Source organism: Pseudomonas sp. MT92, from assembly GCF_058792515.1.
Map to the genome: position 1 here is coordinate 1 of NZ_JBXAFA010000023.1, position 26481 is coordinate 26481.

The window sequence follows — 26481 nt, forward strand, 5'->3', positions numbered from 1 at the left end:
GCACCCACACGAATTGCTTGATTCAGTTGTTAAAGAGCGGTTGGTTAAGATCTTTCGTCTCAACCGAGGCGCGCATTTAACAGCGCCCCTAAGACAACACCCTTAAAAGCCACTGATTTTATTAATAAAATCAATTACTTAAGCTTCAAGCAACTTCAGGTTGCTCGTTAGCGGGAGGCAAATAGTACAGTATTAAAATATGCTGTCAACCCCCCCCCACCTATAATTCTCCCAGCGAGCTGGCCGTGCACACTGGCACCAGATGTGGGCTGACGGATTTGGCGAATACCCGATGGCCGTGGTGGTCGCCGACGATGCTGAGGCGATGTTGTGCAGGCCGGTTTCGTCTTACTGTCTTCTGCGACTGCAATGCACTCATTGCCGAACGCAGGGCACACAGACGCTGATGGGCGCTGACTGGGTCGCCGTCGCTGTCAGTACAGGCAATTTCATAGAGCGAAGCCCCGAGCAGTCCGGCACGAGCTAACCACGCCTCATTGGCCAGGTAGGGAAGAAGATCCTCTTGAGGGATGTCGATAAGTGTGGACAGTACCCTCAATGTTCGGTTGAAACCGAGCGCGCCGAGTTGGTCTGAGGCATCGTTGAGGCAGGGATCGGTTTGCAACAGTGCGCAGAAAGCCAGTTTGCGCTGCTCGACGGCATCCAACCCGATCAACTGGCCGAGCGCCTGTACATTCGCCTGCAGCCTGTCCGGGTAACCTACTAAGAGGAACGTCAGGTCGAAGGCCAGCGCCGGGCTGAAATCGTCTGCATCGACCAACTCCTGCAGGCCAAGCTCTGCAGCGATTTCATCGTCGTTGAAATGATGTCGTTGAATGAAGTTTCAGTGTCCGCCGAGATCGAGCATCAGCATGAACACCCATTTCAGTGACAGCGCACACGTATCGGAGGAGTGTGGCCATGATGCGCGGAGGGTGGTAGAACTGGCCGAACGACGACGTATGGACAGGAGGCATTTCCTGTACCGAATGTAGCGTCATTCTGGCGCAGGAGCGCGTCATCTTATGTCGCAACCATATGGAAGCAACCTCTAATCCCGTCTAGCGATAGCAGGAGATCCGATCGCTCGTTGCACAGGTAGGTGTTGAGCAGGGCTGTAAGGGCGGGCAAAGAATTCCATTTGAATAAGGTAGGCGCACCACGAGCGCCAAATCGCAGCAGTTTACCGACTCAAATAGAGGAGGGTTTTCTGTCCTAACTTGACGTCAGGGACTTTGGCCAAGTCGCTTAACTTCGACCGAAGCAATTAACTTTGACCACCTACAATGTAGGGTCACAAAATAGACGATTTGGGAGCCCCAGCAAACGCTGGCAGAAAATCATCTTTTTTGTGAAACCGTCGGTTGAGATTCACAAAATAAATGAGAAAAGCCTACTCGCCTCACAGAATAGATGCGTCCGAGTAGAAACGTTCTCACCTTCAGCCTCAACTGTCCAACCGTTCATGCCATTCTGCCTACAACAAAAAAGGTACGTCCGAATACTGCGAGCCCGATACAAGAGTTGAGAGAGGTCGCAGTTGCTGACTACTCGAAACCATACGCTTTCCAGTACGATCAGGCCTGGTTCGACGCCGCGAAGATCAGCGTCATTCTCTTGATAAGGGGATGCACGGGAAGGGAAGTGCAGATTGGCGAGGGCCACACCTTCCAGATTCCAGCACTAAGGTAATGGTGGTGCGCTGCATTTCTGGTCGAATTTGGACTCCAACACCTTTTGTTCTAAGGCATATCGACTGGGTACTTCACCCAGTACACGCTTGAATACCGTTGCGAATGCACTTGAACTGCTATACCCCAACTCTATTGCGACCTGCGTAACTGACTGGCCGTTTCCAAGTCTAACAACAGCCGCGAGCAAGCAGGCTTGTTGTCTCCATTCGATATAGCTGATGCCGGCTTGTAGTCGAAAGTGGCGGGTAAAGGTGCGGCGGCTCATTCCGGTGCGCTGCGCCATGTCGTCGATGCCGATCTCCAGTGAAGGGTGGGCCAAGAAATCGCGGCACACTCGAGCAAGACGAGGTTCAGTCGGTAAGGGCGCACTGAGCGATAGCGCAGGCATCCCGGCAATCTCGTGCAGCAACAAACCCATCAGATAGCCATCGCGTCCATTTTTGTCATAGCGCACGGGTATATCGATGGCCTTCTCCAATAATTGCCGCAGTAGCGGCGATACATCGAAAACCTGGCAATGAGCCGGTAGTCCCAGGCGCTGCGCAGCCTGTTTGCGGATATAGGTGTTGAGCATCGTGACAGGGCCACGCATTTGCATAGCGTGAGGTCGCTGGGACGGTACCCATATGCCGCGCAGGGGCGGAACGACCCAGCTGCCTTCGTCGGTGAATATAGTGATGACGCCGCGTGCGGCATAAGCGAATTGTCCACGCTGATGGATGTGCGACGGGAACAGCTCACCGTCTGCATAGTCGTTTGCGGTCACGACAGCATCGCGCGGTATGTTTTGGTAGGGATCTAGCGCTGTTGTTTGCATGGCCTAATTTTAATGATATTTGGCCCTCGCCAGAAAGCGGGCCATTCCGATTTCTTGCATATTCCCAGAGGTGCAGGGCATTTAAAACTCACTATTTAGGGAAAGACACGCGAACCATGCAGAAAAAACACTTGTTGCTTGCCGTCTTGGTGACGGCCGTTTGGGGATTGAACTTCCCCATTACAAAACTCGGTCTTACCGATATTGACCCCCTGCTGTTGACTGCGATTCGCTTCACGCTAGCCGCCTTACCCTGTGTGTTTTTCGTGAAGCGTCCGCAAGTTGCCTTCCGCTGGCTTGCGGCCTATGGATTGATCTTCGGCGTAGCGATGTGGGCCTTGATTAACCTGGGTATCGCATTGGGTGTGCCGCCCGGTAGTGCCTCGCTGCTGATCCAGTTCAGTGCATTCTTCACGCTCGGTTGGGGTGTGCTGTTGTTCCGTGAGAGCTTATCAATGCCTCAATTGTTCGGCATCGTGCTGGCTGCGATAGGGCTGGTTGGAATCCTGCAGGGCAGTCCCGGTGAGGCCACCATGATCGGTTTTGCATTAGTGATCGTTAGCGCTGTGGCATGGAGCGTTGGCAATGTCGTGATCAAAATATCAAAGGTGCATCAGATTTTCGCCTTCGTGGTGTGGGCCAGCTTGTTTCCACCAATTCCGCTATTTCTAATGACTTGGCTGTTGCATGGCTCGGCTCCATTTATAGCCTTGCCTTCGCATTTGAATGCGGTTACGACATTTTCACTAGCTTTCCAGGCCTACGGCGCGACGCTCTTCTGCTACTGGGGATGGAACCTGCTATTGCGTGAGTACCCTGCATCGCGGGTGGCGCCGCTGTCGCTGCTGATTCCCGTGTTTGGCATCATCAGCTCCATTCTCATACTCGACCAACGCCCCAGCGTCTCAGGCTGGGCCTCCATCGCATTGATTCTTTTTGCGCTTGCCGTTGGTTCAAGGCCAGGACGTCTCTTGCTGGTACGCCATCGTGGCCTCTGACACGCGATACATGCGACGAAGTTGATGTGGTACGACCGCCCATCTTCAAGATTAAAGCCATCCCACTTCCAATCCTCATTGCCACCCTGAGCGCCTTTCTCTGCCTGAACTGGCGCCAGATCGCCGTTGAATCGATGGGGTCGTAGATGTGAACACCAGTGAATGTCTGGCTTCACCCTGACACTACCTGTTCAGCGCAATAAACACCTTGGTGTTGGCGCTGATGAGATTTTGACCCAGGCTGCTGGAATTCATTGCCCCACCCGAATACTCAGCAAACGATGGCCTTGCTCGGTAAGCGTTCCGGGAACACACCTTCCGAAGTCCAGCGTAACAATGGTGTCCGCTTGTTTTTAAGCGGACGTGACTTGCTCGATATCGACATTGCAGCTACCCGAATCCATTTGTGGAAGAAGTTCACCCATCAGGTTCCCGCCAAACAAAATCCCGGCACAACGGCCCTGATATAGGCGCCTTCCTCGGACACTCCCTAAGCGTGTTGGTCCCAGCACCTTGCCTTGCAGAAGGCAAATACCGAATTTCGAGCGCATAAAAAAGGCCAATACAATGAATTGGCCTTTTTTGTCGCTTCCTTGTCAGAGGAGCGTCTGATCAACTATTTGTTAAAACGATCAACAAATTTGTGATCCTACACTGAATCAGAAGTCCAGGTTGGAAACCGCCAAGGCGTTGCTTTCGATGAAGTCACGGCGAGGTTCGACCGCATCACCCATCAGGGTGTTGAAGATCTGATCTGCACCAATGGCGTCTTCGATGGTGACCTTGAGCATACGGCGCGAACTTGGGTCCATAGTGGTTTCCCACAGCTGATCCGGGTTCATCTCGCCCAACCCTTTGTATCGCTGGATGGTGTGGCGCTTGGTACTTTCGGCCATCAGCCACTCAAGGGCTTCCTTGAACTCGGTGACCTGCTTCTTGCGCTCGCCACGCTGGATGTACGCGCCATCGTCCAGCAAGGTGCTTAGTTGGGCCCCCAGGGAAACGACGGTTTTGTAGTCATTGCTGCCGAAGAAGTCGCGGTTGAAGGTGACGTAGTTCGACAGGCCGTGGGAGATCAACTCGACCTCTGGCAGCCAGACGTTACGCTCACGGTCTTCACGCAGGCTGGCCTTGTAGACCAGGCCGGACTTCTCGACGGTGCGCAAACGCACCTCGTACTGAGCCAGCCAATCCTGCATCGCTGCGTGATCGGACAGCTGCTCCAGGCTGACGGCCGGCAGGTAGATGAAGTGCTCGGTCAGTTCCTGTGGGTACAGACGCGAAAGACGCTTGAGGGTCTTCATCACCAGGCGGAAGTCATTCACCAGACGCTCAAGGGCTTCGCCGGAGATACCCGGTGCTTCCTCGTTCAAGTGCAGGCTCGCATCCTCCAGGGCCGACTGCGTCATGTACTCTTCCATGGCGTCGTCGTCTTTGATGTATTGCTCCTGCTTGCCTTTCTTGACCTTGTACAGCGGCGGCTGAGCGATATAGATGTAGCCACGCTCAATCAGCTCCGGCAACTGACGGAAGAAGAAGGTCAGCAGCAAGGTACGGATGTGCGAACCGTCGACGTCAGCATCGGTCATGATGATGATGTTGTGATAGCGCAGCTTTTCGATGTTGTACTCGTCGCGACCGATGCCGCAACCCAGCGCAGTGATCAAGGTGCCCACTTCCTGGGAAGAGATCATCTTGTCGAAACGCGCCTTCTCGACGTTCAGGATCTTGCCCTTGAGGGGCAGAATGGCCTGAGTCTTGCGGTTACGACCTTGCTTGGCGGAGCCGCCAGCAGAGTCACCTTCCACGAGGTACAGCTCAGACAGGGCAGGGTCTTTTTCCTGGCAGTCAGCCAGTTTGCCCGGCAGCCCGGCGATATCCAGCGCACCTTTACGACGGGTCATCTCACGAGCCTTGCGCGCCGCTTCACGGGCACGGGCGGCGTCGATCATCTTGCCGACCACGAGCTTGGCTTCGTTCGGGTTTTCCAGCAGGAAGTCGGAGAAGTACTTGCCCATTTCCTGTTCAACCGCGGTCTTCACTTCGGAAGACACCAGCTTGTCTTTGGTCTGGGAGCTGAACTTCGGATCCGGCACCTTCACCGAAATGATCGCCGTCAGGCCTTCACGGGCATCGTCGCCAGTGGTGGCAACTTTATGCTTCTTCGCGAGGCCTTCGGCTTCAATGTAGGTGTTCAGGTTACGCGTCAGTGCGGAACGGAAACCCACCAGGTGAGTACCGCCATCGCGCTGTGGAATGTTATTGGTGAAGCACAACAGGTTCTCGTTGAAGCTGTCGTTCCACTGCAGGGCGATTTCCACGCCGATGCCGTCTTCACGCTGGATGTTGAAGTGGAACACCTGGTTGACCGGAGTCTTGTTGGTGTTCAGGTATTCAACGAACGCACGCAGACCGCCTTCGTACTTGAACAGTTCTTCCTTGCCGCTACGCTCATCCTTGAGGACGATGCCGACACCGGAGTTGAGGAAGGACAGTTCACGAATCCGCTTGGCCAGGATGTCCCAGCTGAAGTGAATGTTCTTGAAGGTTTCGCTAGAAGCCTTGAAGTGAATCTGGGTACCGGTGGTTTCACTGTCACCGACAATCTTCATCGGCTCCTGCGGAACACCATGAACGTAAGTCTGTTCCCAGATCTTGCCGCTGCGGCGTACGGTCAGGACCAACTGTTCGGACAACGCATTCACAACCGACACACCTACACCGTGCAGACCGCCGGATACCTTGTAGGAGTTGTCATCGAACTTACCGCCGGCGTGCAGAACGGTCATGATGACCTCGGCTGCCGAAACACCTTCTTCTTTGTGCACGTCTACCGGGATGCCACGGCCGTTGTCGCGAACGGTGATGGATTCATCCGGGTGGATGATGATACTGATGTCGTCGCAGTGGCCGGCCAGCGCTTCGTCGATCGAGTTATCGACCACCTCGAACACCATGTGGTGCAGACCGCTGCCATCGTCGGTGTCACCAATGTACATACCGGGACGTTTGCGTACGGCATCCAGGCCTTTCAGCACTTTAATGCTCGTTGAGTCGTACGTATTTTCTTCGCTCAATGCCTTCACTCCCGATGGTCGAGGGTCTGGGTGATACGGCCCTGTTCCACGTGGAACAGAGCGACTGGCGTTTCCGTCTGCCAGCCTTCCCTCAATAATTCGTGATCTACACAGGTGATAAACACCTGGCAGCGTAAGTCTTCCAGCAAGCGGCAAAGCGCGCGGCGGTGCTGCTCGTCCAGCTCGGACGGCAAGTCATCCACCAGATAAATACACTGACCGCGACGGGCCTGGCTGACCAGGTGCCCCTGGGCAATCCGCAATGCACAGACCACCAACTTCTGCTGGCCGCGGGACAATATATCCGCGGCATTATGAGCGCCCAATCTGAGGCGCAAATCAGCGCGTTGTGGTCCGGCCTGGGTATGCCCTATTTGCTGATCCCGCTGAAGGGACCCGGCGAGCACAGCGCTCAACTCACGGTCCTTGTCCCAACCCCGGTAATAGCTGAGCGTTAAGCCCTCGAGCTCAACCAGTTCGCTCAAGGTCTGTTCAAAGACTGGTTTCAAGGCTTTGATGTAAGCGCGGCGGTATTCATCAATTTCAGCGCTGGCCTGGCACAGCTCCCTGTCCCAAACCGCTTGCGAAACGGCGTCAAGTGTACCATGCCGCAGCCAAGAGTTTCTCTGGCGCAGGGCCTTCTGCAAGCGCTGCCAGGTGGACATGAAACGGGGTTCCACGTGGAACACGCCCCAGTCGAGAAACTGTCGACGAATCTTCGGCGCGCCTTCCAGCAAGCGAAAGCTGTCAGGGTTGATCAACTGCAATGGCAGGATTTCCGCGAGCTGAGCTGCGCTACGAGCGTTCTGCCCATCGATGCGGATCTGAAACTCCCCTTGGCGGTCGCGCGAAATGCCCAACGCACTATGCCCACCCTCGGCCAGCTCGACCTGCCCGAACACCGTGCACGCCAATTGCTCATACTGAATGACCGGTAAGAGGCGGGTGCTGCGAAACGAACGGGCAAGCCCCAGCAGGTGTATGGCTTCCAGAACACTGGTTTTGCCGCTGCCGTTGGCGCCGTAAAGAATATTGATTCGGGGGGAGGGGGAGAAGGTCACCGGGTGCAGATTGCGCACCGCGGTGACCGAGACGCGACTTAAGGACATCTAGCTTCTGCTGAGCATGATTACAGACGCATCGGCATGACAACGTAGGCCGAATCGTCGTTGTCGGACTCTTGCACCAGCGCACTGCTGTTGGAGTCGGACAAGATCAGACGAACCTGCTCGGTAGTCATTACGCCCAGCACATCGAGCAAGTAGCTGACGTTAAAGCCGATCTCGAGGGAGCCACCGTTATATTCAACGCCGACTTCTTCTTCCGCCTCTTCCTGTTCCGGGTTGTTAGCCTGGATCTTCAACTGACCATTCGCCAGTTGCAGGCGGATACCGCGGTACTTCTCATTGGACAGAATCGCGGTGCGGCTGAACGCTTCGCGGAGCGCCTGGCGGTCACCGAGTACCAGCTTGTCGCCGCCTTTGGGTAGAACGCGTTCGTAATCCGGGAATTTACCGTCGACCAGTTTCGAGGTGAAGGTGAACTCGCCGGTGGTGGCTCGAATGTGGTGCTGCCCCAAGACAATACTGACGATGCCGTCCGGTTCAGTCAGCAGTCGGGCAAGTTCAAGGATACCTTTACGCGGCACGATGACCTGATGGCGATCCGGCTGACCTATGTCGGCCTGCATCGAGCACATGGCCAGACGGTGACCGTCGGTGGCGACAGCGCGAATGACACCGGCAGAGACTTCCAGCAGCATACCGTTGAGGTAGTAACGAACGTCCTGCTGGGCCATGGCGAAACTGGTGCGCTCGATGAGGCGACGCAATTTGCTTTGCTCCAGGCTGCAGGTCAGCGAACCCGGACCTTCTTCGACCGTCGGGAAATCGTTGGCCGGCAGGGTCGACAGGGTGAAGCGGCTACGACCGGCCTTTACCACCAGCTTCTGCTCGTCGAGCTTGATGTCGATCAGCGCGTCGTTCGGCAGGCTTTTGCAGATATCCATCAGTTTGCGCGCAGGCACGGTGATGGAACCTGGTTCGGCAGGCTCTTCGAGTTGAACACGACCGACCAGCTCGACTTCCAGGTCGGTACCGGTCAGCGACAGTTGCTGGCCTTCGACAACCAGCAGCACGTTGGAGAGCACCGGCAAGGTCTGGCGGCGCTCGACGACGCCTGCGACCAGTTGCAGGGGTTTCAACAGGGCTTCGCGTTGAATGGTGAAATGCATGGTCTAGTCCCTTGCCTTAATAAGCTGCGCTGGTGTTCATCAAGTGGTCAGTGTACGCAGCAGGTTCTTGTAGTCCTCGCGGATGTCCGCGTCGGATTCCTTAAGTTCGTTGATCTTGCGGCAGGCGTGCAAAACCGTCGTGTGATCGCGACCGCCAAACACATCGCCAATTTCCGGCAGGCTGTGGTTGGTCAGTTCCTTGGACAACGCCATGGCGACCTGGCGTGGACGGGCGACCGAACGCGAACGGCGTTTGGACAGCAAGTCGGAGATCTTGATCTTGTAGTACTCGGCGACCGTGCGCTGAATGTTATCCACAGAGACCAGTTTATCTTGCAGCGCCAACAAGTCCTTGAGGGATTCGCGAATCAACTCGATGGTGATGTCGCGGCCCATGAAGTGAGAGTGGGCAATCACGCGTTTGAGTGCGCCTTCCAGTTCCCGGACGTTGGAGCGAATGCGCTGGGCAATGAAGAACGCCGCATCGTGGGGCAGTTCGACTTTGGCCTGGTCGGCCTTCTTCATCAGGATCGCCACACGGGTTTCCAGCTCCGGCGGCTCGACGGCTACCGTCAGGCCCCAGCCGAAGCGGGATTTGAGGCGCTCTTCAAGGCCTTCAATTTCTTTAGGGTAGCGGTCACTGGTGAGAATGACCTGCTGGCCACCTTCAAGCAGAGCGTTGAAGGTGTGGAAAAACTCTTCCTGGGAACGCTCCTTGCGGGCGAAGAACTGAATATCGTCAATCAGCAATGCATCCACCGACCGGTAGAAGCGCTTGAACTCGTTGATCGCGTTCAGTTGCAGGGCCTTGACCATGTCAGCCACGAAGCGCTCGGAATGCAGGTACACAACCTTGGCGTTCGGGTTCTTCTTTAATAGATGGTTACCCACAGCGTGCATCAAGTGGGTTTTACCCAAACCGACACCGCCATAAAGGAAGAGCGGGTTGTAACCATGCTTGGGGTTGTCCGCCACTTGCCAGGCCGCGGCCCGGGCCAGTTGGTTGGACTTGCCCTCAACGAAGTTCTCGAAGGTGAAGGTACGGTTCAGGTAGCTGGTGTGCTTGAGCGCGCCTTCGACCTGCACGGTGCGTTGTTCGGAACGAACCGGTGCCTGCTGGGAGCTGGCGCCCGCCATCGGATCGAAGCTGTCGCGCGAAGGCTCTTCTTCAGTAACTTCGGCGACTTTTTGCGTCGCACGCTTGGTCGGTGCCAATGCCGGCGGTGGTGTGCTGACCGGTGCAGCCGCAGCCTGAGCCTGGGATGCTGCAGCCGCCAGCGGAGCATTCGGCGCGGCACGCGGTGCCGAGCTGCGTTTGCTGCCTATTAATAAGGAAAGCGCTGGCGCCATGCCATTGCCATGCTCGTCCAGCAACTCCAGGACGCGGCCCAGGTATTTTTCGTTGACCCAGTCCAGCACGAAACGATTGGGCGCATAGACACGCAACTCGTCGCCTTCGGCTTCGACCTGTAGTGGACGGATCCAAGTGTTGAATTGTTGGGCAGGCAGCTCATCGCGCAATAGCTCCACGCACTGCTGCCAAAGTTCCACTGACACGGATATCCCCTAAGTTGAAAGCCGGTGAGGCAAAAACAAGCGGCCATTGTAGCGACCAGACGCTGACTTATCCACATGAAGCTTGATCACCGGCCAAGAAGAATCAACGCTTTATACGCAAAAAAGACGACCAATGGTCTGTGCATAAGGTCTGTGGATAACCGGGTCTGAGCTCATTGCACAACTGGGGCGGAAACTCGGTGGATAACCTGCCTGTGGATAAGACGCCCTTTCGCACACAGGTTATCCGACAGTGCAGCACAGGCTGAACACGGTTTTCCACTGTAGTTGTCATTCTCTGTACATCAGGTGTTAAAAGGGCTGAAGCCAGTTATCCACAGATGGCCGTGGCCCTAGCTTTTATAAGCTTTACAGAAAAGCTTTAAATACTTTCCTTCTTTAATTTTATGTTTGGCTAAGGGCGGTCGCTCCGCAAAACGTCCGGAGATCTATTTATAAGGAAACGTTGGTTGGAAATTGACCTAGAGGCTTGCTTTCTCTAGAATCCCCGGTCTCTTAAAACGGGGGCCATTCCGGCCCGTTGTGGACGAACCAGGTAACACGACAATGAAACGTACTTTCCAACCAAGCACTATCAAACGCGCTCGTACCCACGGTTTCCGTGCTCGCATGGCTACCAAGAACGGTCGTGCCGTCCTGTCGCGTCGTCGCGCCAAAGGTCGTGCGCGTCTGGCCGTTTGATAATCCGGCACTGGAGGTGAGTCAGGACTTCAGTCGGGAAAAGCGTCTGCTTACTCCCCGGCATTTCAAGGCAGTCTTTGACTCCCCTACCGGCAAGGTTCCGGGGAAAAATCTCCTGCTCCTTGCGCGCAACAACGATCTTGATCACCCCCGTCTTGGGCTGGTTATCGGGAAAAAGAGCGTAAAGCTCTCCGTCGAGCGCAATCGCCTCAAACGTCTGATGCGCGAATCGTTTCGCCTGCACCAGGATTCACTGGTCGGTTGGGACATTGTTATCGTCGCGCGCAAAGGTTTGGGTGACGTAGAAAACCCCGAATTGATTCAGCATTTCGGAAAGCTCTGGAAACGACTGGCACGCAGCACGCCGGTACCAGCAGTCAAAACCGAAACTGTAGGGGTAGACAGTCCAGATGCGTAAACTGGCACTCGTTCCGATCCAGTTTTATCGCTATGCCATTAGTCCCCTGATGGCCAATCACTGTCGTTTCTACCCCAGTTGTTCCTGCTACGCGTTAGAAGCCATTGAAAATCATGGCCTTCTGCGCGGTGGCTGGCTGACCTTTCGTCGTTTAGGTCGCTGTCATCCGTGGACTCCCGGTGGTTATGACCCGGTTCCACCTATCCCTACCTCCCGTTCTTCTTCGATGGCCGAGTAATCATGGATATCAAACGCACGATCCTGATCGTCGCCCTGGCAATCGTGTCCTACGTTATGGTTCTTAAATGGAACCAGGACTATGGCCAGGCTGCCCTGCCGACTCAGAATGTTGCTTCCAGTACTTCCGCACCGGGCCTCCCGGATACGGCAACTGGCAATAAAGCGTCCGTCAGTGACGACATTCCGCACGCCGCAAACGATACCAGCGCACCTGCCGAAACTCCGGTAGCGGCGAGCACCGACCTCATCCAGATCAAAACGGATGTGCTCGATCTGGCCATCGATCCACAAGGTGGTGATGTCGCCCAACTGAAGTTGCCGCTGTATCCACGTCGCCAGGACCATCCGGAAATTCCATTCCAGTTGTTCGATAACGGCAACGAGCGGACTTATCTGGCTCAGAGTGGCTTGATCGGCAGCAACGGCCCGGACGCAAGTCCTGCCGGTCGTCCGGTTTACTCCTCGGAGAAGAAGATCTATCAACTGGCTGACGGTCAGGACCAATTGGTCGTGGACCTGAAGTTCAGCAAGGATGGCGTCAACTACATCAAGCGTTTCACCCTGAAACGCGGCCTGTATGACGTAACCGTTTCCTACCTGATCGACAACGAGAGCACTCAGCCTTGGTCCGGTGCAATGTTCGCGCAACTGAAGCGTGATGCCAGCTCCGATCCGTCATCCAGCACCGCCACCGGCACTGCGACTTACCTGGGCGCCGCCCTGTGGACAAGTTCCGAGCCGTACAAGAAAGTGTCCATGAAGGACATGGACAAAGGGCAACTCAAAGAAAACGTGACCGGCGGTTGGGTAGCCTGGCTGCAACACTACTTTGTGACTGCCTGGATTCCGGCCAAGGGCGAAAACAACGTCGTCCAGACCCGTAAAGACAGCAAAGGCAACTACATCATTGGTTTCACCGGTCCGTCCTTGACCGTTGCGCCAGGTGCCAAGGCTGAAACCAGCGCTGTTCTGTACGCCGGTCCGAAAAGCCAGGCTGTGCTGAAGCAGTTGTCCCCAGGTCTGGAACTGACCGTTGACTACGGCATCCTGTGGTTCATCGCCCAACCGATCTTCTGGCTGCTGCAACATATCCACGCCATTGTGGGTAACTGGGGCTGGTCGATCATCTTCCTGACCATGCTGATCAAAGGGATTTTCTTCCCGTTGTCGGCCGCCAGCTACAAATCCATGGCGCGTATGCGTGCAGTGGCTCCGAAACTGGCCGCGCTGAAGGAACAACATGGCGACGACCGGCAGAAAATGTCGCAAGCCATGATGGAGCTGTACAAAAAAGAGAAGATCAATCCGCTGGGTGGTTGCTTGCCAATCCTCGTGCAGATGCCGGTTTTCCTTTCCCTGTACTGGGTTCTGCTGGAAAGCGTTGAAATGCGCCAAGCGCCGTTCATGCTGTGGATTACTGACCTGTCGATCAAGGACCCGTTCTTCATTCTGCCGATCATCATGGGTGCAACCATGTTCATCCAGCAGCAGTTGAACCCGACTCCTCCGGATCCGATGCAGGCCAAAGTGATGAAGCTGATGCCAATCATCTTCACCTTCTTCTTCCTGTGGTTCCCGGCTGGTCTGGTGCTGTACTGGGTAGTGAACAACTGCCTGTCCATCGCCCAACAGTGGTACATCACTCGTAAGATCGAAGCAGCTACCAAAGCGGCTGCCTGACTTACACTGTGGATAACCACTCAAGACGCCCCCTAGTGGGGCGTTTTGCTATCTGTCACTTTTGTCTGGATACCGGTTTATGAGCGCTCCTCGTGAAACCATCGCCGCCGTCGCCACCGCCCAAGGTCGCGGAGGCGTTGGCATTGTCCGCATTTCCGGGCCGTTGGCCAACGCTGCAGCCAAGGCCTTCAGTGGTCGTGAGCTCAAGCCAAGATTTGCTCATTACGGGCCGTTCCTCGGCGCCAATGACGAGGTGCTGGATCAAGGCATCGCGCTGTATTTCCCAGGACCCAACTCGTTCACTGGCGAAGATGTCCTGGAACTGCAGGGACATGGCGGTCCTATTGTTCTGGATATGCTGCTCAAGCGCTGCCTGGAGATGGGCTGTCGCCTCGCGCGGCCGGGTGAATTCAGTGAGCGCGCTTTCCTGAACGACAAACTCGACCTGGCCCAGGCCGAAGCCATTGCTGACTTGATCGAAGCCAGTTCGGCTCAGGCGGCGCGAAATGCTCTGCGTTCCCTGCAGGGTGCGTTTTCGGCACGTGTACATAACCTCACCGAACAACTGATCGGCTTGCGGATTTATGTCGAAGCCGCGATCGACTTCCCGGAAGAGGAAATCGACTTCCTAGCCGATGGCCACGTGCTAAGCATGCTCGACAAAGTTCGTGACGAGTTATCCACCGTGATGCGCGAAGCCGGGCAGGGCGCATTGTTGCGTGACGGCATGACGGTCGTGATTGCCGGTCGACCGAATGCCGGCAAATCCAGCCTGCTCAATGCCCTAGCGGGTCGTGAAGCGGCAATCGTCACCGAAATTGCCGGCACTACTCGTGATGTCCTGCGCGAACATATCCACATCGATGGCATGCCCCTGCATGTAGTCGATACCGCGGGACTGCGTGACACCGACGATCATGTGGAAAAGATTGGGGTAGAGCGGGCATTGAAAGCCATTGGCGAGGCTGATCGCGTGCTTCTGGTCGTCGATGCAACGGCCCCGGAGGCTATTGATCCCTTTGCATTGTGGCCGGAATTCCTCGAGACCCGCCCCGATCCGGCCAAGGTCACGCTGATCCGCAACAAGGCTGATCTCACGGGTGAAACGATCGCCCTGGATATCAGTGACGATGGCCATGTCACCATCAGTTTGAGCGCCAAGTCCGCCGGCGCAGGACTGGAGCTGCTGCGTGATCACCTCAAAGCCTGCATGGGTTACGAACAGACTTCGGAAAGCAGCTTCAGCGCACGCCGGCGACATCTCGAAGCATTGCGACATGCCAGTGCTTCCCTCGAGCACGGTCGCGCTCAACTGACATTGGCGGGCGCTGGGGAATTGCTCGCCGAAGATTTGCGCCTGGCTCAGCAATTTTTGGGCGAAATCACTGGCGCCTTCAGCTCCGATGACTTGTTGGGCCGGATCTTCTCCAGCTTCTGCATCGGTAAATAGCCACCTCGTTGTCCACAGACAGGCCATTCGTGCCTGTCTGTTCCCTCTCTTTTTCACACCAGCCTGCTATGCCGAGCGGAATTCTTTCTGCTCAGGCGGATTTTCTGCGCCCTGGATTCCTTCAATCCGCAGTTTTCTGTGGATTAAGCCCTGTGAATAACCGCCGCTAAGGGCAGTTGATAACAGGGCCTCAAAACTGAAGATAACCGCCTCTGTGGATAACCATCACTTTAATCCACAGGCTTACACCGGTTATCCAAGGGCCTCCTTGGCACATGACCACAGGGTTTTGAATCTTTGTACACATTGAAAATAAAGGCCTGTATCAATCTATCCACAGAAAGGTCGGTCAGTAGAAATAAACATAAAAACAAAGATTTAATAAATTTCTCTCTTTTTAATTTCTATAACTCCGACTTCTCCACAGCTGGTTAAATTTTGTGCAAAGGGTTCTTTAGGAAGGACGAAGTCCCTATACTTGTCGACCAGGTCCGAAAACCTGAGCTCAAACTATTCCTGAATTACCTACTTAAGCAGGCACGAGGTGCGTGGTGGATTTCCCTTCCCGTTTTGAAGTGATCGTCATCGGCGGCGGTCATGCCGGTACCGAGGCAGCACTGGCCTCAGCACGCATGGGGGTCAAAACCCTGTTGCTGACGCATAACGTGGAAACCCTCGGTGCCATGAGCTGCAACCCCGCTATTGGCGGTATTGGCAAAAGTCACCTGGTCAAGGAAATCGACGCCCTCGGCGGCGCGATGGCCATGGCTACCGATAAAGGCGGCATCCAGTTTCGCGTGTTGAACAGCCGCAAAGGCCCGGCGGTGCGCGCAACCCGCGCTCAGGCGGATCGGGTTCTGTACAAGGCGGCAGTGCGCGAAATCCTGGAAAACCAGCCGAACCTGTGGATATTTCAACAGGCTGCGGACGATCTGATCGTCGAGCAGGAGCAAGTGCGCGGTGTTGTCACGCAAATGGGTCTGCGTTTCCTCGCCGATTCCGTGGTGTTGACCACCGGTACCTTCCTCGGTGGACTTATCCACATAGGGTTGCAAAATTTTTCCGGCGGTCGAGCCGGTGATCCGCCGTCGATCGCCCTGGCTCAACGCCTGCGTGAGTTGCCGCTGCGTGTCGGTCGCCTGAAAACCGGAACGCCGCCGCGTATCGACGCCAGGTCTGTGGATTTCTCGGTGATGACCGAGCAGGCCGGCGATACGCCGATTCCAGTGATGTCGTTCATGGGCTCCAAAGAGCAGCACCCACAACAGGTCAGTTGCTGGATTACCCACACCAACGCGCGCACCCACGAAATCATCGCTGCGAACCTCGACCGTTCGCCCATGTATTCCGCTGCGGGTGAAATCGAAGGCATCGGCCCGCGTTACTGCCCGTCGATCGAAGACAAGATCCATCGTTTTGCCGACAAGCAAAGCCATCAGGTCTTCATCGAACCGGAAGGCTTGACCACCAACGAGCTGTACCCGAACGGGATATCCACATCCTTGCCGTTCGATGTGCAGTTGCAGATCGTGCAATCGATCCGTGGGATGGAAAACGCGCATATCGTGCGTCCGGGCTACGCCATCGAGTACGACTACTTCGATCCGCGGGACCTGAAATACAGCCTGGAGACCAAGGTGATCGGCGGTCTGTTCTTTGCTGGACAGATCAATGGCACCACCGGTTACGAAGAGGCCGGCGCCCAGGGCTTGCTGGCCGGAACCAACGCAGCACTGCGTGCGCAAGGAAAAGATGCCTGGTGCCCGCGTCGCGATGAGGCCTACATCGGTGTGCTGGTCGATGACCTGATTACTCTCGGTACTCAAGAACCGTATCGGATGTTCACTTCTCGTGCCGAATACCGTTTGATCCTGCGCGAAGACAACGCCGACCTGCGCTTGACCGAAAAAGGTCGCGAACTGGGTCTGGTGGATGACGAGCGCTGGGCGGCCTTCTGTAAAAAACGCGAAAGCATCGAACTGGAAGAGCAGCGCCTGAAAAGCACCTGGGTACGTCCGGGTACCGAGCAAGGTGATGCGATTGCGGAAAAATTCGGCACTCCGCTGACCCACGAATACAACTTGCTGAACCTCTTGAGCCGTCCGGAAATCGACTACGCCGGTCTGATCGCCGTGACCGGTGGGGGTGCAGAAGATCCACAGGTCGCCGAACAGGTCGAAATCAAGACCAAGTACGCCGGTTACATTGATCGCCAACAGGATGAAATCGCTCGTCTGCGGGCCAGTGAAGACACCAAATTGCCTGTGGATATCGATTACACGAACATTTCCGGTCTCTCCAAAGAAATCCAGAGCAAGCTCGGCGCGACCCGCCCTGAAACCTTGGGTCAGGCCTCGCGTATTCCGGGCGTCACGCCGGCAGCCATTTCGCTGTTGATGATTCATTTGAAAAAACGCGGCGCGGGCCGTCAGTTGGAGCAAAGCGCTTGAGTTCGTTGGTCACCTCGCAACATGCAGAAGAGTTATCCACAGGTGCTCGCCAGCTTGGTGTCGCTCTGACTGAAACCCAGCACGCGCAGCTGCTGGGATATCTGGCCCTGTTGATCAAATGGAACAAGGCTTACAACCTGACCGCCGTGCGCGATCCGGACGAAATGGTGTCCCGGCACTTGCTCGATAGTCTGAGCGTGATGTCGTTCATCGAAAACGGTCGCTGGCTCGATGTGGGCAGTGGCGGCGGTATGCCGGGCATTCCATTGGCGATCCTGTTTCCAGAGTCCCAAGTGACCTGCCTGGACAGCAATGGCAAGAAAACCCGCTTCCTGACCCAGGTCAAACTCGAGCTCAAACTGGATAACCTGCAAGTTATCCACAGTCGTGTCGAAGCCTTCCAGCCTGCACAGCCATTCAACGGGATCATTTCCCGGGCGTTCAGCAGCATGGAGAACTTCGCAAACTGGACTCGCCACCTCGGCGACACCGAAACACGTTGGCTGGCAATGAAGGGCGTTCATCCCGCCGATGAGCTGGTAGCATTGCCGGCAGACTTCCACCTCGATAGCGAACACGCCCTGGCCGTACCCGGTTGCCAAGGCCAACGCCATCTGCTGATACTGCGCCGCACGGCATGATTGGGAACACAAGCAAGAATGGCTAAGGTATTCGCGATAGCGAACCAAAAGGGTGGTGTGGGCAAGACCACCACCTGCATCAACCTCGCAGCATCTCTGGTCGCGACAAAGCGCCGGGTATTGCTGATCGATCTCGATCCACAGGGCAACGCCACCATGGGAAGCGGTGTGGATAAACACGGTCTGGAAAACTCGGTCTACGACCTGTTGATTGGTGAATGCGACCTGGCCCAGGCCATGCATTTCTCCGAACACGGTGGTTACCAGTTGTTGCCGGCCAACCGCGACCTGACCGCCGCCGAAGTGGTTCTGCTGGAAATGCAGATGAAGGAAAGCCGCCTGCGCAGTGCGTTGGCGCCGATCCGCGAAAACTACGATTACATCTTGATCGACTGCCCGCCGTCGCTGTCGATGCTGACGCTGAACGCACTTGTCGCGGCCGATGGGGTCATTATCCCCATGCAGTGCGAGTACTTCGCGCTGGAAGGGTTGAGCGACCTTGTGGATAACATCAAGCGTATCGCCGAGTTGCTGAACCCCGATCTCAAGGTCGAAGGACTGCTGCGCACGATGTACGACCCGCGCCTGAGCCTGATGAACGATGTATCGGCACAGCTCAAGGAACACTTCGGTGATCAGCTTTACGAGACCGTCATTCCACGCAATATCCGTCTGGCCGAAGCCCCAAGCTACGGCATGCCGGCGCTGGCGTATGACAAATCATCGCGTGGCGCCGTTGCCTACCTGGCTCTGGCGGGCGAAATGGTTCGTCGTCAACGCAAAAACTCACGCATCGCCGCTGCCCAGCCAACTTAAGGAATCCCCATGGCCGTCAAGAAACGAGGTCTCGGACGTGGACTGGATGCACTGCTGAGTGGTCCGACTGTCAGCGCGCTGGAAGAACAAGCGATACAAGCCGATCAACGCGAGCTGCAACATCTGCCGCTGGATCTGCTCCAGCGTGGCAAGTATCAGCCTCGCCGCGACATGGATGCACAGGCGCTCGAAGAGCTGGCGCAGTCGATCAAGGCCCAGGGCGTCATGCAACCGATCGTGGTGCGCCCGATCGGGGGGGGGCGCTTCGAAATCATCGCCGGTGAACGCCGTTGGCGAGCCAGCCAGCAGGCCGGTCAGGAAACGATCCCGGCAATGGTCCGCGATGTACCGGACGAAACCGCGATCGCCATTGCGCTGATCGAGAACATCCAGCGCGAAGACCTCAATCCGATCGAGGAAGCGGTAGCCCTGCAGCGTTTGCAGCAGGAATTCCAGCTGACCCAGCAACAAGTGGCCGAAGCTGTGGGCAAATCCCGAGTGACGGTGGCCAATTTGTTGCGCCTGATTTCTTTGCCGGAAGTCATCAAGACGATGTTGTCTCACGGTGATCTGGAAATGGGGCATGCACGCGCTTTGCTCGGTTTGCCGGACAATCAACAGGTTGAAGGGGCGCGACATGTTGTCGCACGCGGGCTGACTGTGCGCCAAACTGAGGCACTGGTTCGCCAGTGGTTGAGTGGTAAACCGGAGCCTGTTGAACCGGTAAAACCGGACCCGGATATCGCTCGTCTGGAGCAGCGTCTGGCCGAGCGCCTAGGCTCTGCGGTGCAGATTCGCCACGGTAAGAAGGGGAAAGGGCAGTTGGTAATTGGCTACAACTCCCTGGATGAGCTACAAGGTGTACTCGCTCATATTCGCTGAAACATTTCCTCATGTAGCGCGCAGTCGGAAATCACTACCTGATAGTTGAATAGGTGCTGAACCGCCCCTATACTCTGCGCGCATTTTGTCGGCACAAATTATGCCAAGTTGTTGCATTTCGGCAGCCGACCATTGGAGAGCAATAGTGATGGAAACCCGCACGCCAAACCGCTTGCCGTTCCATCGATTGGCAGTTTTTCCGGTGTTAATGGCTCAATTTGTCATTTTGCTCATTGCTGCTTTGGCGCTCTGGCAATGGTATGGAGTCGTTGCCGGGTACTCGGGACTTTGCGGAGGCCTGATAGCCTTGCTGCCCAATGTTTATTTCGCTCACAGGGCATTTCGGTTTTCCGGCGCCCGAGCAGCTCAAGCCATCGTCCGGTCTTTTTATGCCGGCGAGGCGGGCAAACTGATTTTGACGGCAGTGCTCTTTGCATTGACGTTTGCAGGTGTGAAGCCATTGGCGCCGCTAGCTGTATTCGGCGTCTTCGTGTTGACCCAACTGGTCAGCTGGTTCGCGCCCCTGCTGATGAGAACAAGACTTTCGAGACCTTAGGGCGTTTGAGGCAACCATGGCAGAAACAACCGCTTCGGGCTATATCCAGCACCACTTGCAGAACCTGACTTTCGGTCAGCACCCTACCGGCGGCTGGGGCTTTGCCCACACCGCAGCAGAAGCCAAGGAAATGGGCTTCTGGGCTTTCCACGTCGATACTCTCGGCTGGTCGGTCGCACTGGGTCTGATTTTCGTTCTTCTTTTCCGCATGGCGGCCAAGAAGGCGACTTCCGGTCAGCCAGGGGCTTTGCAAAACTTCGTTGAAGTATTGGTCGAATTCGTCGATGGCAGCGTGAAAGACAGCTTCCATGGCCGTAGCCCGGTGATTGCGCCGCTGGCACTGACCATCTTCGTCTGGGTGTTTCTGATGAACGCCGTCGACCTGGTACCGGTCGACTGGATTCCTCAGTTGGCCATCCTGATCTCCGGCGACCACCACATCCCGTTCCGCGCCGTGTCGACCACCGACCCGAACGCAACTCTGGGTATGGCGTTCTCGGTTTTCGCACTGATCATTTTCTATAGCATCAAGGTCAAGGGCCTCGGCGGCTTCATCGGCGAGCTGACCCTGCACCCGTTCGGCAGCAAGAACATCTTCGTTCAGGCCCTGCTGATCCCGGTGAACTTCCTGCTGGAGTTCGTGACCCTGATCGCAAAACCGATCTCCCTGGCTCTGCGTCTGTTCGGCAACATGTACGCCGGCGAGCTGGTCTTCATTCTGATCGCCGTGATGTTCGGCAGCGGTCTGCTCTGGCTCAGTGGCCTGGGCGTAGTTCTGCAGTGGGCGTGGGCCGTGTTCCACATTCTGATCATCACCCTGCAGGCGTTCATCTTCATGATGCTGACCATCGTTTACCTGTCGATGGCGCACGAAGAAAACCATTAAGACCAGTCTCGACTAGTCTGATGTCCCTCCCGGTCAAACGGGAGGGTGCTCCTCACGGGGCATCTGAAACGATTTGTTTTACCGCTTTAATCTAAAAAACCTAAACCATACGACGTAAAAGTCGGGAGGAAAGATGGAAACTGTAGTTGGTCTAACCGCTATCGCTGTTGCACTGTTGATCGGCCTGGGCGCACTGGGTACCGCAATTGGTTTCGGCCTGCTGGGCGGCAAGTTCCTGGAAGGCGCAGCGCGTCAGCCAGAAATGGTTCCAATGCTGCAAGTTAAAATGTTCATCGTTGCCGGTCTGCTCGACGCCGTAACCATGATCGGTGTTGGTATCGCTCTGTTCTTCACCTTTGCGAACCCGTTCGTTGGTCAGATCGCTGGCTAATTACTCGGATCTTCCGAGTAATTTGGTGTGATGGACAACGTAACTGCGAGGTGTTGGCGTGAACATTAATGCGACCCTGATTGGCCAGTCCGTTGCGTTCCTGATTTTTGTACTGTTCTGCATGAAGTTCGTATGGCCTCCGGTCATCACGGCACTGCACGAACGTCAAAAGAAGATCGCGGATGGACTGGACGCTGCCAGCCGAGCAGCTCGCGACCTGGAGTTGGCCCAAGAGAAAGCGGGTCAACAACTGCGCGAAGCGAAAGCTCAGGCAGCTGAAATCATCGAGCAAGCCAAGAAGCGCGGTACTCAGATCGTCGACGAAGCCCGTGAACAGGCTCGCGTCGAAGCTGACCGTGTGAAGGCTCAGGCTCAGGCCGAGATCGAACAGGAGCTGAATAGCGTCAAAGACGCGCTGCGCGCCCAAGTGGGTAGCCTGGCCGTTGGCGGTGCCGCGAAGATCCTGGGTGCCACAATCGATCAAAACGCGCACGCAGAGCTGGTTAACCAACTGGCTGCTGAAATCTAAGCGAGGGCGATCATGGCAGAACTGACCACGTTGGCCCGACCTTACGCTAAGGCGGCCTTCGAGCACGCTCAGGCCCACCAGCAACTGGCCAATTGGTCAGCCATGCTCGGCCTGGCAGCAGCGGTGTCGCAAAACGACACCATGCAGCGCGTGCTCAAGGCCCCGCGACTGACGAGCGCAGAAAAGGCCGCCACGTTCATTGACGTGTGCGGCGACAAGTTCGATGCCAAGGCACAGAATTTCATCCACGTCGTTGCCGAAAACGACCGTCTCCTGCTTCTGCCGGAGATCGCCAACCTGTTCGACCTGTACAAGGCCGAGCAGGAGAAATCGGTAGACGTAGAAGTGACCAGTGCTTTTGCATTGAACCAAGAACAGCAAGACAAACTCGCCAAGGTTCTCAGTGCACGACTCAACCGGGAAGTGCGCCTGCAAGTCGAGGAAGATTCATCCCTTATTGGGGGTGTTGTCATCCGCGCCGGCGACCTGGTTATCGATGGCTCGATTCGCGGCAAAATCGCGAAACTGGCCGAAGCATTGAAATCTTGAGTTTGAAGGGGCAGCAGAGCAATGCAGCAACTCAATCCTTCCGAAATAAGTGAAATTATCAAGGGCCGCATCGACAAGCTCGATGTGACCTCCCAAGCCCGTAACGAAGGCACTGTCGTCAGCGTATCTGACGGCATCGTGCGGATTCACGGTCTGGCCGACGTCATGTACGGCGAGATGATCGAGTTTCCGGGCGGCGTCTTCGGTATGGCACTCAACCTGGAGCAGGACTCCGTAGGTGCCGTTGTATTGGGCGCATACCAGTCTCTGGCTGAAGGCATGAGCGCCAAGTGCACCGGCCGCATCCTGGAAGTTCCGGTTGGTAAGGAACTGCTGGGTCGCGTTGTCGACGCACTGGGTAACCCAGTTGACGGCAAAGGTCCGCTGAACAACACCGAGACCGATGCGGTCGAGAAAGTTGCTCCAGGCGTGATCTGGCGTAAGTCGGTAGACCAGCCTGTACAGACTGGCTACAAGGCTGTCGATGCCATGATCCCTGTCGGCCGTGGCCAGCGTGAGCTGATCATCGGTGACCGTCAGATCGGTAAAACCGCTCTGGCGATCGACGCGATCATCAACCAGAAAGACAGCGGCATTTTCTGCGTCTACGTAGCGATCGGTCAGAAACAATCGACCATTGCCAACGTGGTTCGCAAGCTGGAAGAAAACGGTGCACTGGCTAACACCATCATCGTTGCTGCCAGTGCTTCCGAATCGGCTGCACTGCAGTTCCTGGCACCGTACTCCGGTTGCACCATGGGCGAATACTTCCGCGACCGCGGTGAAGACGCGCTGATCGTTTATGACGATCTGTCCAAGCAAGCAGTGGCTTACCGCCAGATTTCCCTGCTGCTGCGCCGTCCACCAGGCCGTGAAGCTTACCCAGGCGACGTGTTCTATCTCCACTCCCGTCTGCTGGAGCGCGCATCCCGCGTTTCGGAAGAGTACGTAGAGAAGTTCACCAACGGCGCAGTGACCGGCAAAACCGGTTCCCTGACCGCACTGCCGATCATCGAAACCCAGGCTGGCGACGTTTCCGCGTTCGTTCCGACCAACGTGATTTCCATCACCGACGGTCAGATCTTCCTGGAATCGGCCATGTTCAACTCCGGGATCCGTCCTGCAGTGAACGCCGGTGTTTCGGTATCCCGTGTGGGTGGTGCCGCTCAGACCAAGATCATCAAGAAGCTGTCCGGTGGTATCCGTACCGCTCTGGCTCAGTACCGTGAACTGGCGGCATTCGCCCAGTTCGCGTCTGACCTGGACGAAGCGACCCGTAAGCAACTTGAGCATGGTCAGCGCGTTACCGAGCTGATGAAGCAGAAGCAATACGCGCCAATGTCGATCGCCGACATGTCGCTGTCGCTGTATGCCGCTGAGCGTGGGTTCCTGACTGACGTCGAAATCGCCAAGATCGGCAGCTTTGAACAAGCGCTGATTGCTTACTTCAACCGCGATCACGCCGATTTGATGGCGAAGATCAACGTGAAGGGTGACTTCAATGACGAAATCGATGGCGGCCTGAAAGCCGGTATCGAGAAGTTCAAGGCCACCCAAACCTGGTAAGCCGCAGCGGGAGCCGCAAGGCTCCCGCTTGCTAACCTGATAGGTGTTACATGGCAGGCGCAAAAGAGATTCGCAGTAAGATTGCGAGCATCAAAAGCACGCAAAAGATTACCAGCGCCATGGAAAAAGTGGCGGTCAGCAAAATGCGCAAGGCACAAATGCGCATGGCTGCTAGCCGTCCTTATGCGGAGCGCATCCGCCAGGTTATTGGTCATCTGGCCAACGCTAACCCGGAATATCGCCACCCGTTCATGATCGACCGTGAAGTAAAGCGCGTCGGTTATGTCGTAGTGAGCAGTGACCGTGGTCTGTGTGGTGGCTTGAACACCAACCTGTTCAAGGCTTTGGTCAAGGACATGGCGGTAAACCGCGAAAACGGCGTCGAGATCGATCTGTGTGTAGTTGGTAGCAAGGGTGCGGCTTTCTTCCGTAACTTCGGCGGTAACGTCGTTGCAGCTATCAGCCACCTGGGTGAAGAGCCGTCGATCAATGATCTGATCGGCAGCGTCAAGGTGATGCTGGATGCCTACCTGGACGGCCGTATTGACCGCCTGTCCGTGGTATCCAACAAGTTCATCAACACCATGACACAACAGCCTACCGTGGAGCAGTTGGTTCCGCTGGTGGCAACCCCGGATCAAGAACTCAAGCATCACTGGGACTATCTCTACGAACCGGATGCCAAGGAGCTGCTCGACGGCTTGATGGTCCGTTACGTGGAGTCGCAGGTCTACCAGGCGGTGGTCGAGAACAACGCGGCTGAACAAGCTGCGCGGATGATCGCGATGAAGAACGCTACCGACAACGCCGGTGATTTGATCAGCGATTTGCAGCTGGTCTATAACAAGGCGCGTCAGGCTGCGATCACCCAAGAGATCTCGGAAATCGTCGGCGGCGCTGCCGCGGTTTAACGGTTCAAATATTCAGAGGATCCAGCTATGAGTAGCGGACGTATCGTTCAAATCATCGGCGCCGTTATCGACGTGGAATTTCCACGCGACAGCGTACCGAGCATCTACAACGCGCTGACAGTTCAAAGCGCGGCCGCAACCACTCTGGAAGTTCAGCAACAGCTGGGCGACGGCGTGGTTCGTACCATCGCGATGGGCTCCACCGAGGGCTTGAAGCGTGGTCTGGACGTCGTCGACTCCGGCGCAGCCATCTCCGTACCAGTCGGTAAAGCGACCCTGGGCCGGATCATGGACGTTCTGGGCAACCCGATCGACGAAGCAGGTCCAATCGACACCGAAGAGCGCTGGGGCATTCACCGTCCTGCGCCAACCTTCGCAGAACAAGCCGGTGGCAACGAGCTGCTGGAAACCGGCATCAAGGTTATCGACCTGGTTTGCCCGTTTGCCAAGGGCGGTAAAGTTGGTCTGTTCGGTGGTGCCGGTGTAGGCAAAACCGTAAACATGATGGAACTGATCCGTAACATCGCCATCGAGCACAGCGGTTATTCCGTGTTCGCCGGTGTGGGTGAGCGTACTCGTGAGGGTAACGACTTCTACCACGAGATGAAGGACTCCAACGTTCTGGACAAAGTGGCACTGGTTTACGGTCAAATGAACGAGCCGCCGGGAAACCGTCTGCGCGTAGCACTGACCGGCCTGACCATGGCCGAGAAGTTCCGTGACGAAGGTAACGACGTTCTGCTGTTCGTCGACAACATCTATCGTTACACCCTGGCCGGTACTGAAGTATCCGCACTGCTGGGCCGTATGCCTTCCGCAGTAGGTTACCAGCCGACCCTGGCTGAAGAGATGGGCGTACTGCAAGAGCGCATCACTTCGACCAAGCAAGGTTCGATTACTTCGATCCAGGCCGTATACGTACCAGCGGACGACTTGACTGACCCGTCGCCAGCGACCACCTTCGCCCACTTGGACGCCACCGTCGTTCTGTCCCGTGACATCGCTTCCCTGGGTATCTACCCAGCGGTAGACCCACTGGACTCGACTTCGCGTCAGCTGGATCCGAACGTGATCGGCAACGACCACTACGATACCGCTCGCGGTGTTCAGTACGTGCTGCAGCGCTACAAAGAACTGAAGGACATCATTGCGATCCTGGGTATGGACGAGCTGTCGGAAGCCGACAAGCAGTTGGTAAACCGTGCTCGTAAGATCCAGCGTTTCTTGTCGCAGCCGTTCTTCGTGGCTGAAGTCTTCACCGGTGCTTCGGGTAAATACGTTTCCCTGAAAGACACCATTGCTGGCTTCAAAGGCATCCTCAACGGTGACTACGACCACCTGCCAGAACAAGCGTTCTACATGGTTGGCGGCATCGAAGAAGCGATCGAGAAAGCCAAGAAACTGTAATCCCAGCGCCCGGCAACGGGCGCTAATTTAG

At 56.1% G+C, this 26481-nt stretch carries 24 protein-coding genes; 18 read left to right on the plus strand and 6 right to left on the minus strand.

Features of this window, described 5'->3' with window-relative positions:
* Nucleotides 1-220 precede the first annotated feature (220 nt).
* Together AC1Q6D_RS30205 and AC1Q6D_RS30210 are read right to left on the minus strand one after the other, a co-directional pair.
* Entirely contained in the window at nucleotides 221-781 is a 561-nt protein-coding gene (locus AC1Q6D_RS30205; RefSeq protein ID WP_103405976.1) for a hypothetical protein, read from the minus strand.
* A gap of 902 nt (nucleotides 782-1683) precedes the next feature.
* Nucleotides 1684-2511 carry an AraC family transcriptional regulator gene (locus AC1Q6D_RS30210; protein WP_103405974.1) on the minus strand — a complete coding sequence of 276 codons (828 nt, stop codon included), beginning with the start codon at nucleotides 2509-2511 and terminating at the stop codon, nucleotides 1684-1686.
* 116 nt (nucleotides 2512-2627) lie between these two features.
* On the opposite strand from AC1Q6D_RS30210, the gene AC1Q6D_RS30215 reads away from it, so the two are divergent.
* Nucleotides 2628-3509: an EamA family transporter gene (locus AC1Q6D_RS30215; RefSeq protein WP_103405973.1), complete on the plus strand. Its 882-nt coding sequence runs from the start codon at nucleotides 2628-2630 to the stop codon at nucleotides 3507-3509.
* A 659-nt stretch (nucleotides 3510-4168) separates the two neighbouring features.
* Here the strand turns inward: AC1Q6D_RS30215 and gyrB are convergent.
* Genes gyrB through dnaA form a run of 4 tightly spaced genes read right to left on the minus strand, consistent with a single transcriptional unit; the run spans nucleotide 4169 to nucleotide 10376 of the window.
* On the minus strand, nucleotides 4169-6586 hold the full coding sequence (gene gyrB, locus AC1Q6D_RS30220; protein ID WP_103405971.1) for a DNA topoisomerase (ATP-hydrolyzing) subunit B: 2418 nt from the start codon (nucleotides 6584-6586) through the stop codon (nucleotides 4169-4171).
* A 5-nt stretch (nucleotides 6587-6591) separates the two neighbouring features.
* Nucleotides 6592-7695, minus strand: a complete 1104-nt coding sequence (recF, locus tag AC1Q6D_RS30225) for a DNA replication/repair protein RecF (protein ID WP_103405970.1) — start codon at nucleotides 7693-7695, stop codon at nucleotides 6592-6594.
* Between the two features lie 20 nt (nucleotides 7696-7715).
* Nucleotides 7716-8819 (minus strand): DNA polymerase III subunit beta, encoded by a 1104-nt coding sequence (gene dnaN / locus AC1Q6D_RS30230; RefSeq protein WP_047535626.1) that lies wholly within the window; start codon nucleotides 8817-8819, stop codon nucleotides 7716-7718.
* A gap of 39 nt (nucleotides 8820-8858) precedes the next feature.
* Nucleotides 8859-10376, minus strand: coding sequence for a chromosomal replication initiator protein DnaA (gene dnaA, locus AC1Q6D_RS30235; RefSeq protein WP_047535625.1), 1518 nt, complete (start codon nucleotides 10374-10376; stop codon nucleotides 8859-8861).
* A gap of 567 nt (nucleotides 10377-10943) precedes the next feature.
* Here dnaA and rpmH point away from each other — a divergent pair.
* From rpmH to atpD, 17 genes are all read left to right on the plus strand, one after another.
* Nucleotides 10944-11078: a 50S ribosomal protein L34 gene (rpmH, locus tag AC1Q6D_RS30240; RefSeq protein ID WP_003213577.1), complete on the plus strand. Its 135-nt coding sequence runs from the start codon at nucleotides 10944-10946 to the stop codon at nucleotides 11076-11078.
* Nucleotides 11079-11094: 16 nt separating this feature from the next.
* Nucleotides 11095-11496 carry a ribonuclease P protein component gene (rnpA, locus tag AC1Q6D_RS30245; RefSeq protein WP_027926203.1) on the plus strand — a complete coding sequence of 134 codons (402 nt, stop codon included), beginning with the start codon at nucleotides 11095-11097 and terminating at the stop codon, nucleotides 11494-11496.
* The gene (yidD, locus tag AC1Q6D_RS30250; RefSeq protein WP_081997972.1) at nucleotides 11489-11734 is read left to right on the plus strand and encodes a membrane protein insertion efficiency factor YidD; all 246 of its coding nucleotides are present in this window, start codon (nucleotides 11489-11491) and stop codon (nucleotides 11732-11734) included. Before rnpA ends, yidD begins: the two co-directional genes overlap by 8 nt.
* A 2-nt stretch (nucleotides 11735-11736) precedes the next feature.
* On the plus strand, nucleotides 11737-13416 hold the full coding sequence (gene yidC, locus AC1Q6D_RS30255; RefSeq protein WP_090466256.1) for a membrane protein insertase YidC: 1680 nt from the start codon (nucleotides 11737-11739) through the stop codon (nucleotides 13414-13416).
* A 79-nt stretch (nucleotides 13417-13495) separates the two neighbouring features.
* Complete coding sequence (mnmE, locus tag AC1Q6D_RS30260; RefSeq protein WP_103405969.1) at nucleotides 13496-14866, plus strand: tRNA uridine-5-carboxymethylaminomethyl(34) synthesis GTPase MnmE; 1371 nt, start codon at nucleotides 13496-13498, stop codon at nucleotides 14864-14866.
* Between the two features lie 551 nt (nucleotides 14867-15417).
* Nucleotides 15418-17316 (plus strand): tRNA uridine-5-carboxymethylaminomethyl(34) synthesis enzyme MnmG, encoded by a 1899-nt coding sequence (gene mnmG / locus AC1Q6D_RS30265; protein WP_103405968.1) that lies wholly within the window; start codon nucleotides 15418-15420, stop codon nucleotides 17314-17316.
* Nucleotides 17313-17957 carry a 16S rRNA (guanine(527)-N(7))-methyltransferase RsmG gene (gene rsmG / locus AC1Q6D_RS30270; RefSeq protein WP_103405967.1) on the plus strand — a complete coding sequence of 215 codons (645 nt, stop codon included), beginning with the start codon at nucleotides 17313-17315 and terminating at the stop codon, nucleotides 17955-17957. Before mnmG ends, rsmG begins: the two co-directional genes overlap by 4 nt.
* Nucleotides 17958-17975: 18 nt before the next feature.
* A complete protein-coding gene (locus AC1Q6D_RS30275) occupies nucleotides 17976-18773 on the plus strand; it encodes a ParA family protein (protein ID WP_047535615.1) in 798 nt (265 codons plus the stop codon).
* A 9-nt stretch (nucleotides 18774-18782) separates the two neighbouring features.
* Nucleotides 18783-19655, plus strand: coding sequence for a ParB/RepB/Spo0J family partition protein (locus AC1Q6D_RS30280; protein WP_047535612.1), 873 nt, complete (start codon nucleotides 18783-18785; stop codon nucleotides 19653-19655).
* Between the two features lie 148 nt (nucleotides 19656-19803).
* Nucleotides 19804-20211: a F0F1 ATP synthase subunit I gene (locus AC1Q6D_RS30285; RefSeq protein ID WP_047535609.1), complete on the plus strand. Its 408-nt coding sequence runs from the start codon at nucleotides 19804-19806 to the stop codon at nucleotides 20209-20211.
* Nucleotides 20212-20227: 16 nt separating this feature from the next.
* The gene (atpB, locus tag AC1Q6D_RS30290; protein WP_007969902.1) at nucleotides 20228-21097 is read left to right on the plus strand and encodes a F0F1 ATP synthase subunit A; all 870 of its coding nucleotides are present in this window, start codon (nucleotides 20228-20230) and stop codon (nucleotides 21095-21097) included.
* A gap of 133 nt (nucleotides 21098-21230) precedes the next feature.
* A complete protein-coding gene (atpE, locus tag AC1Q6D_RS30295; protein WP_003097235.1) occupies nucleotides 21231-21488 on the plus strand; it encodes a F0F1 ATP synthase subunit C in 258 nt (85 codons plus the stop codon).
* A 58-nt stretch (nucleotides 21489-21546) separates the two neighbouring features.
* A complete protein-coding gene (locus tag AC1Q6D_RS30300; protein ID WP_047535495.1) occupies nucleotides 21547-22017 on the plus strand; it encodes a F0F1 ATP synthase subunit B in 471 nt (156 codons plus the stop codon).
* A gap of 12 nt (nucleotides 22018-22029) precedes the next feature.
* Nucleotides 22030-22566 (plus strand): F0F1 ATP synthase subunit delta, encoded by a 537-nt coding sequence (locus tag AC1Q6D_RS30305; protein WP_047535492.1) that lies wholly within the window; start codon nucleotides 22030-22032, stop codon nucleotides 22564-22566.
* 21 nt (nucleotides 22567-22587) lie between these two features.
* A complete protein-coding gene (gene atpA / locus AC1Q6D_RS30310; protein ID WP_047535490.1) occupies nucleotides 22588-24132 on the plus strand; it encodes a F0F1 ATP synthase subunit alpha in 1545 nt (514 codons plus the stop codon).
* Nucleotides 24133-24182: 50 nt separating this feature from the next.
* Nucleotides 24183-25043 (plus strand): F0F1 ATP synthase subunit gamma, encoded by an 861-nt coding sequence (atpG, locus tag AC1Q6D_RS30315; RefSeq protein ID WP_047535487.1) that lies wholly within the window; start codon nucleotides 24183-24185, stop codon nucleotides 25041-25043.
* A 27-nt stretch (nucleotides 25044-25070) separates the two neighbouring features.
* Entirely contained in the window at nucleotides 25071-26450 is a 1380-nt protein-coding gene (gene atpD / locus AC1Q6D_RS30320; protein ID WP_103405966.1) for a F0F1 ATP synthase subunit beta, read from the plus strand.
* Nucleotides 26451-26481: the final 31 nt, after the last annotated feature.

What these genes read in the sequence shown, in the direction of transcription:
- AC1Q6D_RS30210 (WP_103405974.1), bottom strand. Translation starts at nt 2,511, where the DNA reads ATGCAAACAACAGCGCTAGATCCCTACCAAAACATACCGCGCGATGCT.
- AC1Q6D_RS30215 (WP_103405973.1), top strand. Translation starts at nt 2,628, where the DNA reads ATGCAGAAAAAACACTTGTTGCTTGCCGTCTTGGTGACGGCCGTTTGG.
- recF (WP_103405970.1), bottom strand. Translation starts at nt 7,695, where the DNA reads ATGTCCTTAAGTCGCGTCTCGGTCACCGCGGTGCGCAATCTGCACCCG.
- dnaN (WP_047535626.1), bottom strand. Translation starts at nt 8,819, where the DNA reads ATGCATTTCACCATTCAACGCGAAGCCCTGTTGAAACCCCTGCAACTG.
- rpmH (WP_003213577.1), top strand. Translation starts at nt 10,944, where the DNA reads ATGAAACGTACTTTCCAACCAAGCACTATCAAACGCGCTCGTACCCAC.
- yidD (WP_081997972.1), top strand. Translation starts at nt 11,489, where the DNA reads ATGCGTAAACTGGCACTCGTTCCGATCCAGTTTTATCGCTATGCCATT.
- yidC (WP_090466256.1), top strand. Translation starts at nt 11,737, where the DNA reads ATGGATATCAAACGCACGATCCTGATCGTCGCCCTGGCAATCGTGTCC.
- mnmE (WP_103405969.1), top strand. Translation starts at nt 13,496, where the DNA reads ATGAGCGCTCCTCGTGAAACCATCGCCGCCGTCGCCACCGCCCAAGGT.
- AC1Q6D_RS30275 (WP_047535615.1), top strand. Translation starts at nt 17,976, where the DNA reads ATGGCTAAGGTATTCGCGATAGCGAACCAAAAGGGTGGTGTGGGCAAG.
- AC1Q6D_RS30280 (WP_047535612.1), top strand. Translation starts at nt 18,783, where the DNA reads ATGGCCGTCAAGAAACGAGGTCTCGGACGTGGACTGGATGCACTGCTG.
- AC1Q6D_RS30285 (WP_047535609.1), top strand. Translation starts at nt 19,804, where the DNA reads ATGGAAACCCGCACGCCAAACCGCTTGCCGTTCCATCGATTGGCAGTT.
- atpB (WP_007969902.1), top strand. Translation starts at nt 20,228, where the DNA reads ATGGCAGAAACAACCGCTTCGGGCTATATCCAGCACCACTTGCAGAAC.
- atpE (WP_003097235.1), top strand. Translation starts at nt 21,231, where the DNA reads ATGGAAACTGTAGTTGGTCTAACCGCTATCGCTGTTGCACTGTTGATC.
- AC1Q6D_RS30305 (WP_047535492.1), top strand. Translation starts at nt 22,030, where the DNA reads ATGGCAGAACTGACCACGTTGGCCCGACCTTACGCTAAGGCGGCCTTC.
- atpA (WP_047535490.1), top strand. Translation starts at nt 22,588, where the DNA reads ATGCAGCAACTCAATCCTTCCGAAATAAGTGAAATTATCAAGGGCCGC.
- atpG (WP_047535487.1), top strand. Translation starts at nt 24,183, where the DNA reads ATGGCAGGCGCAAAAGAGATTCGCAGTAAGATTGCGAGCATCAAAAGC.
- atpD (WP_103405966.1), top strand. Translation starts at nt 25,071, where the DNA reads ATGAGTAGCGGACGTATCGTTCAAATCATCGGCGCCGTTATCGACGTG.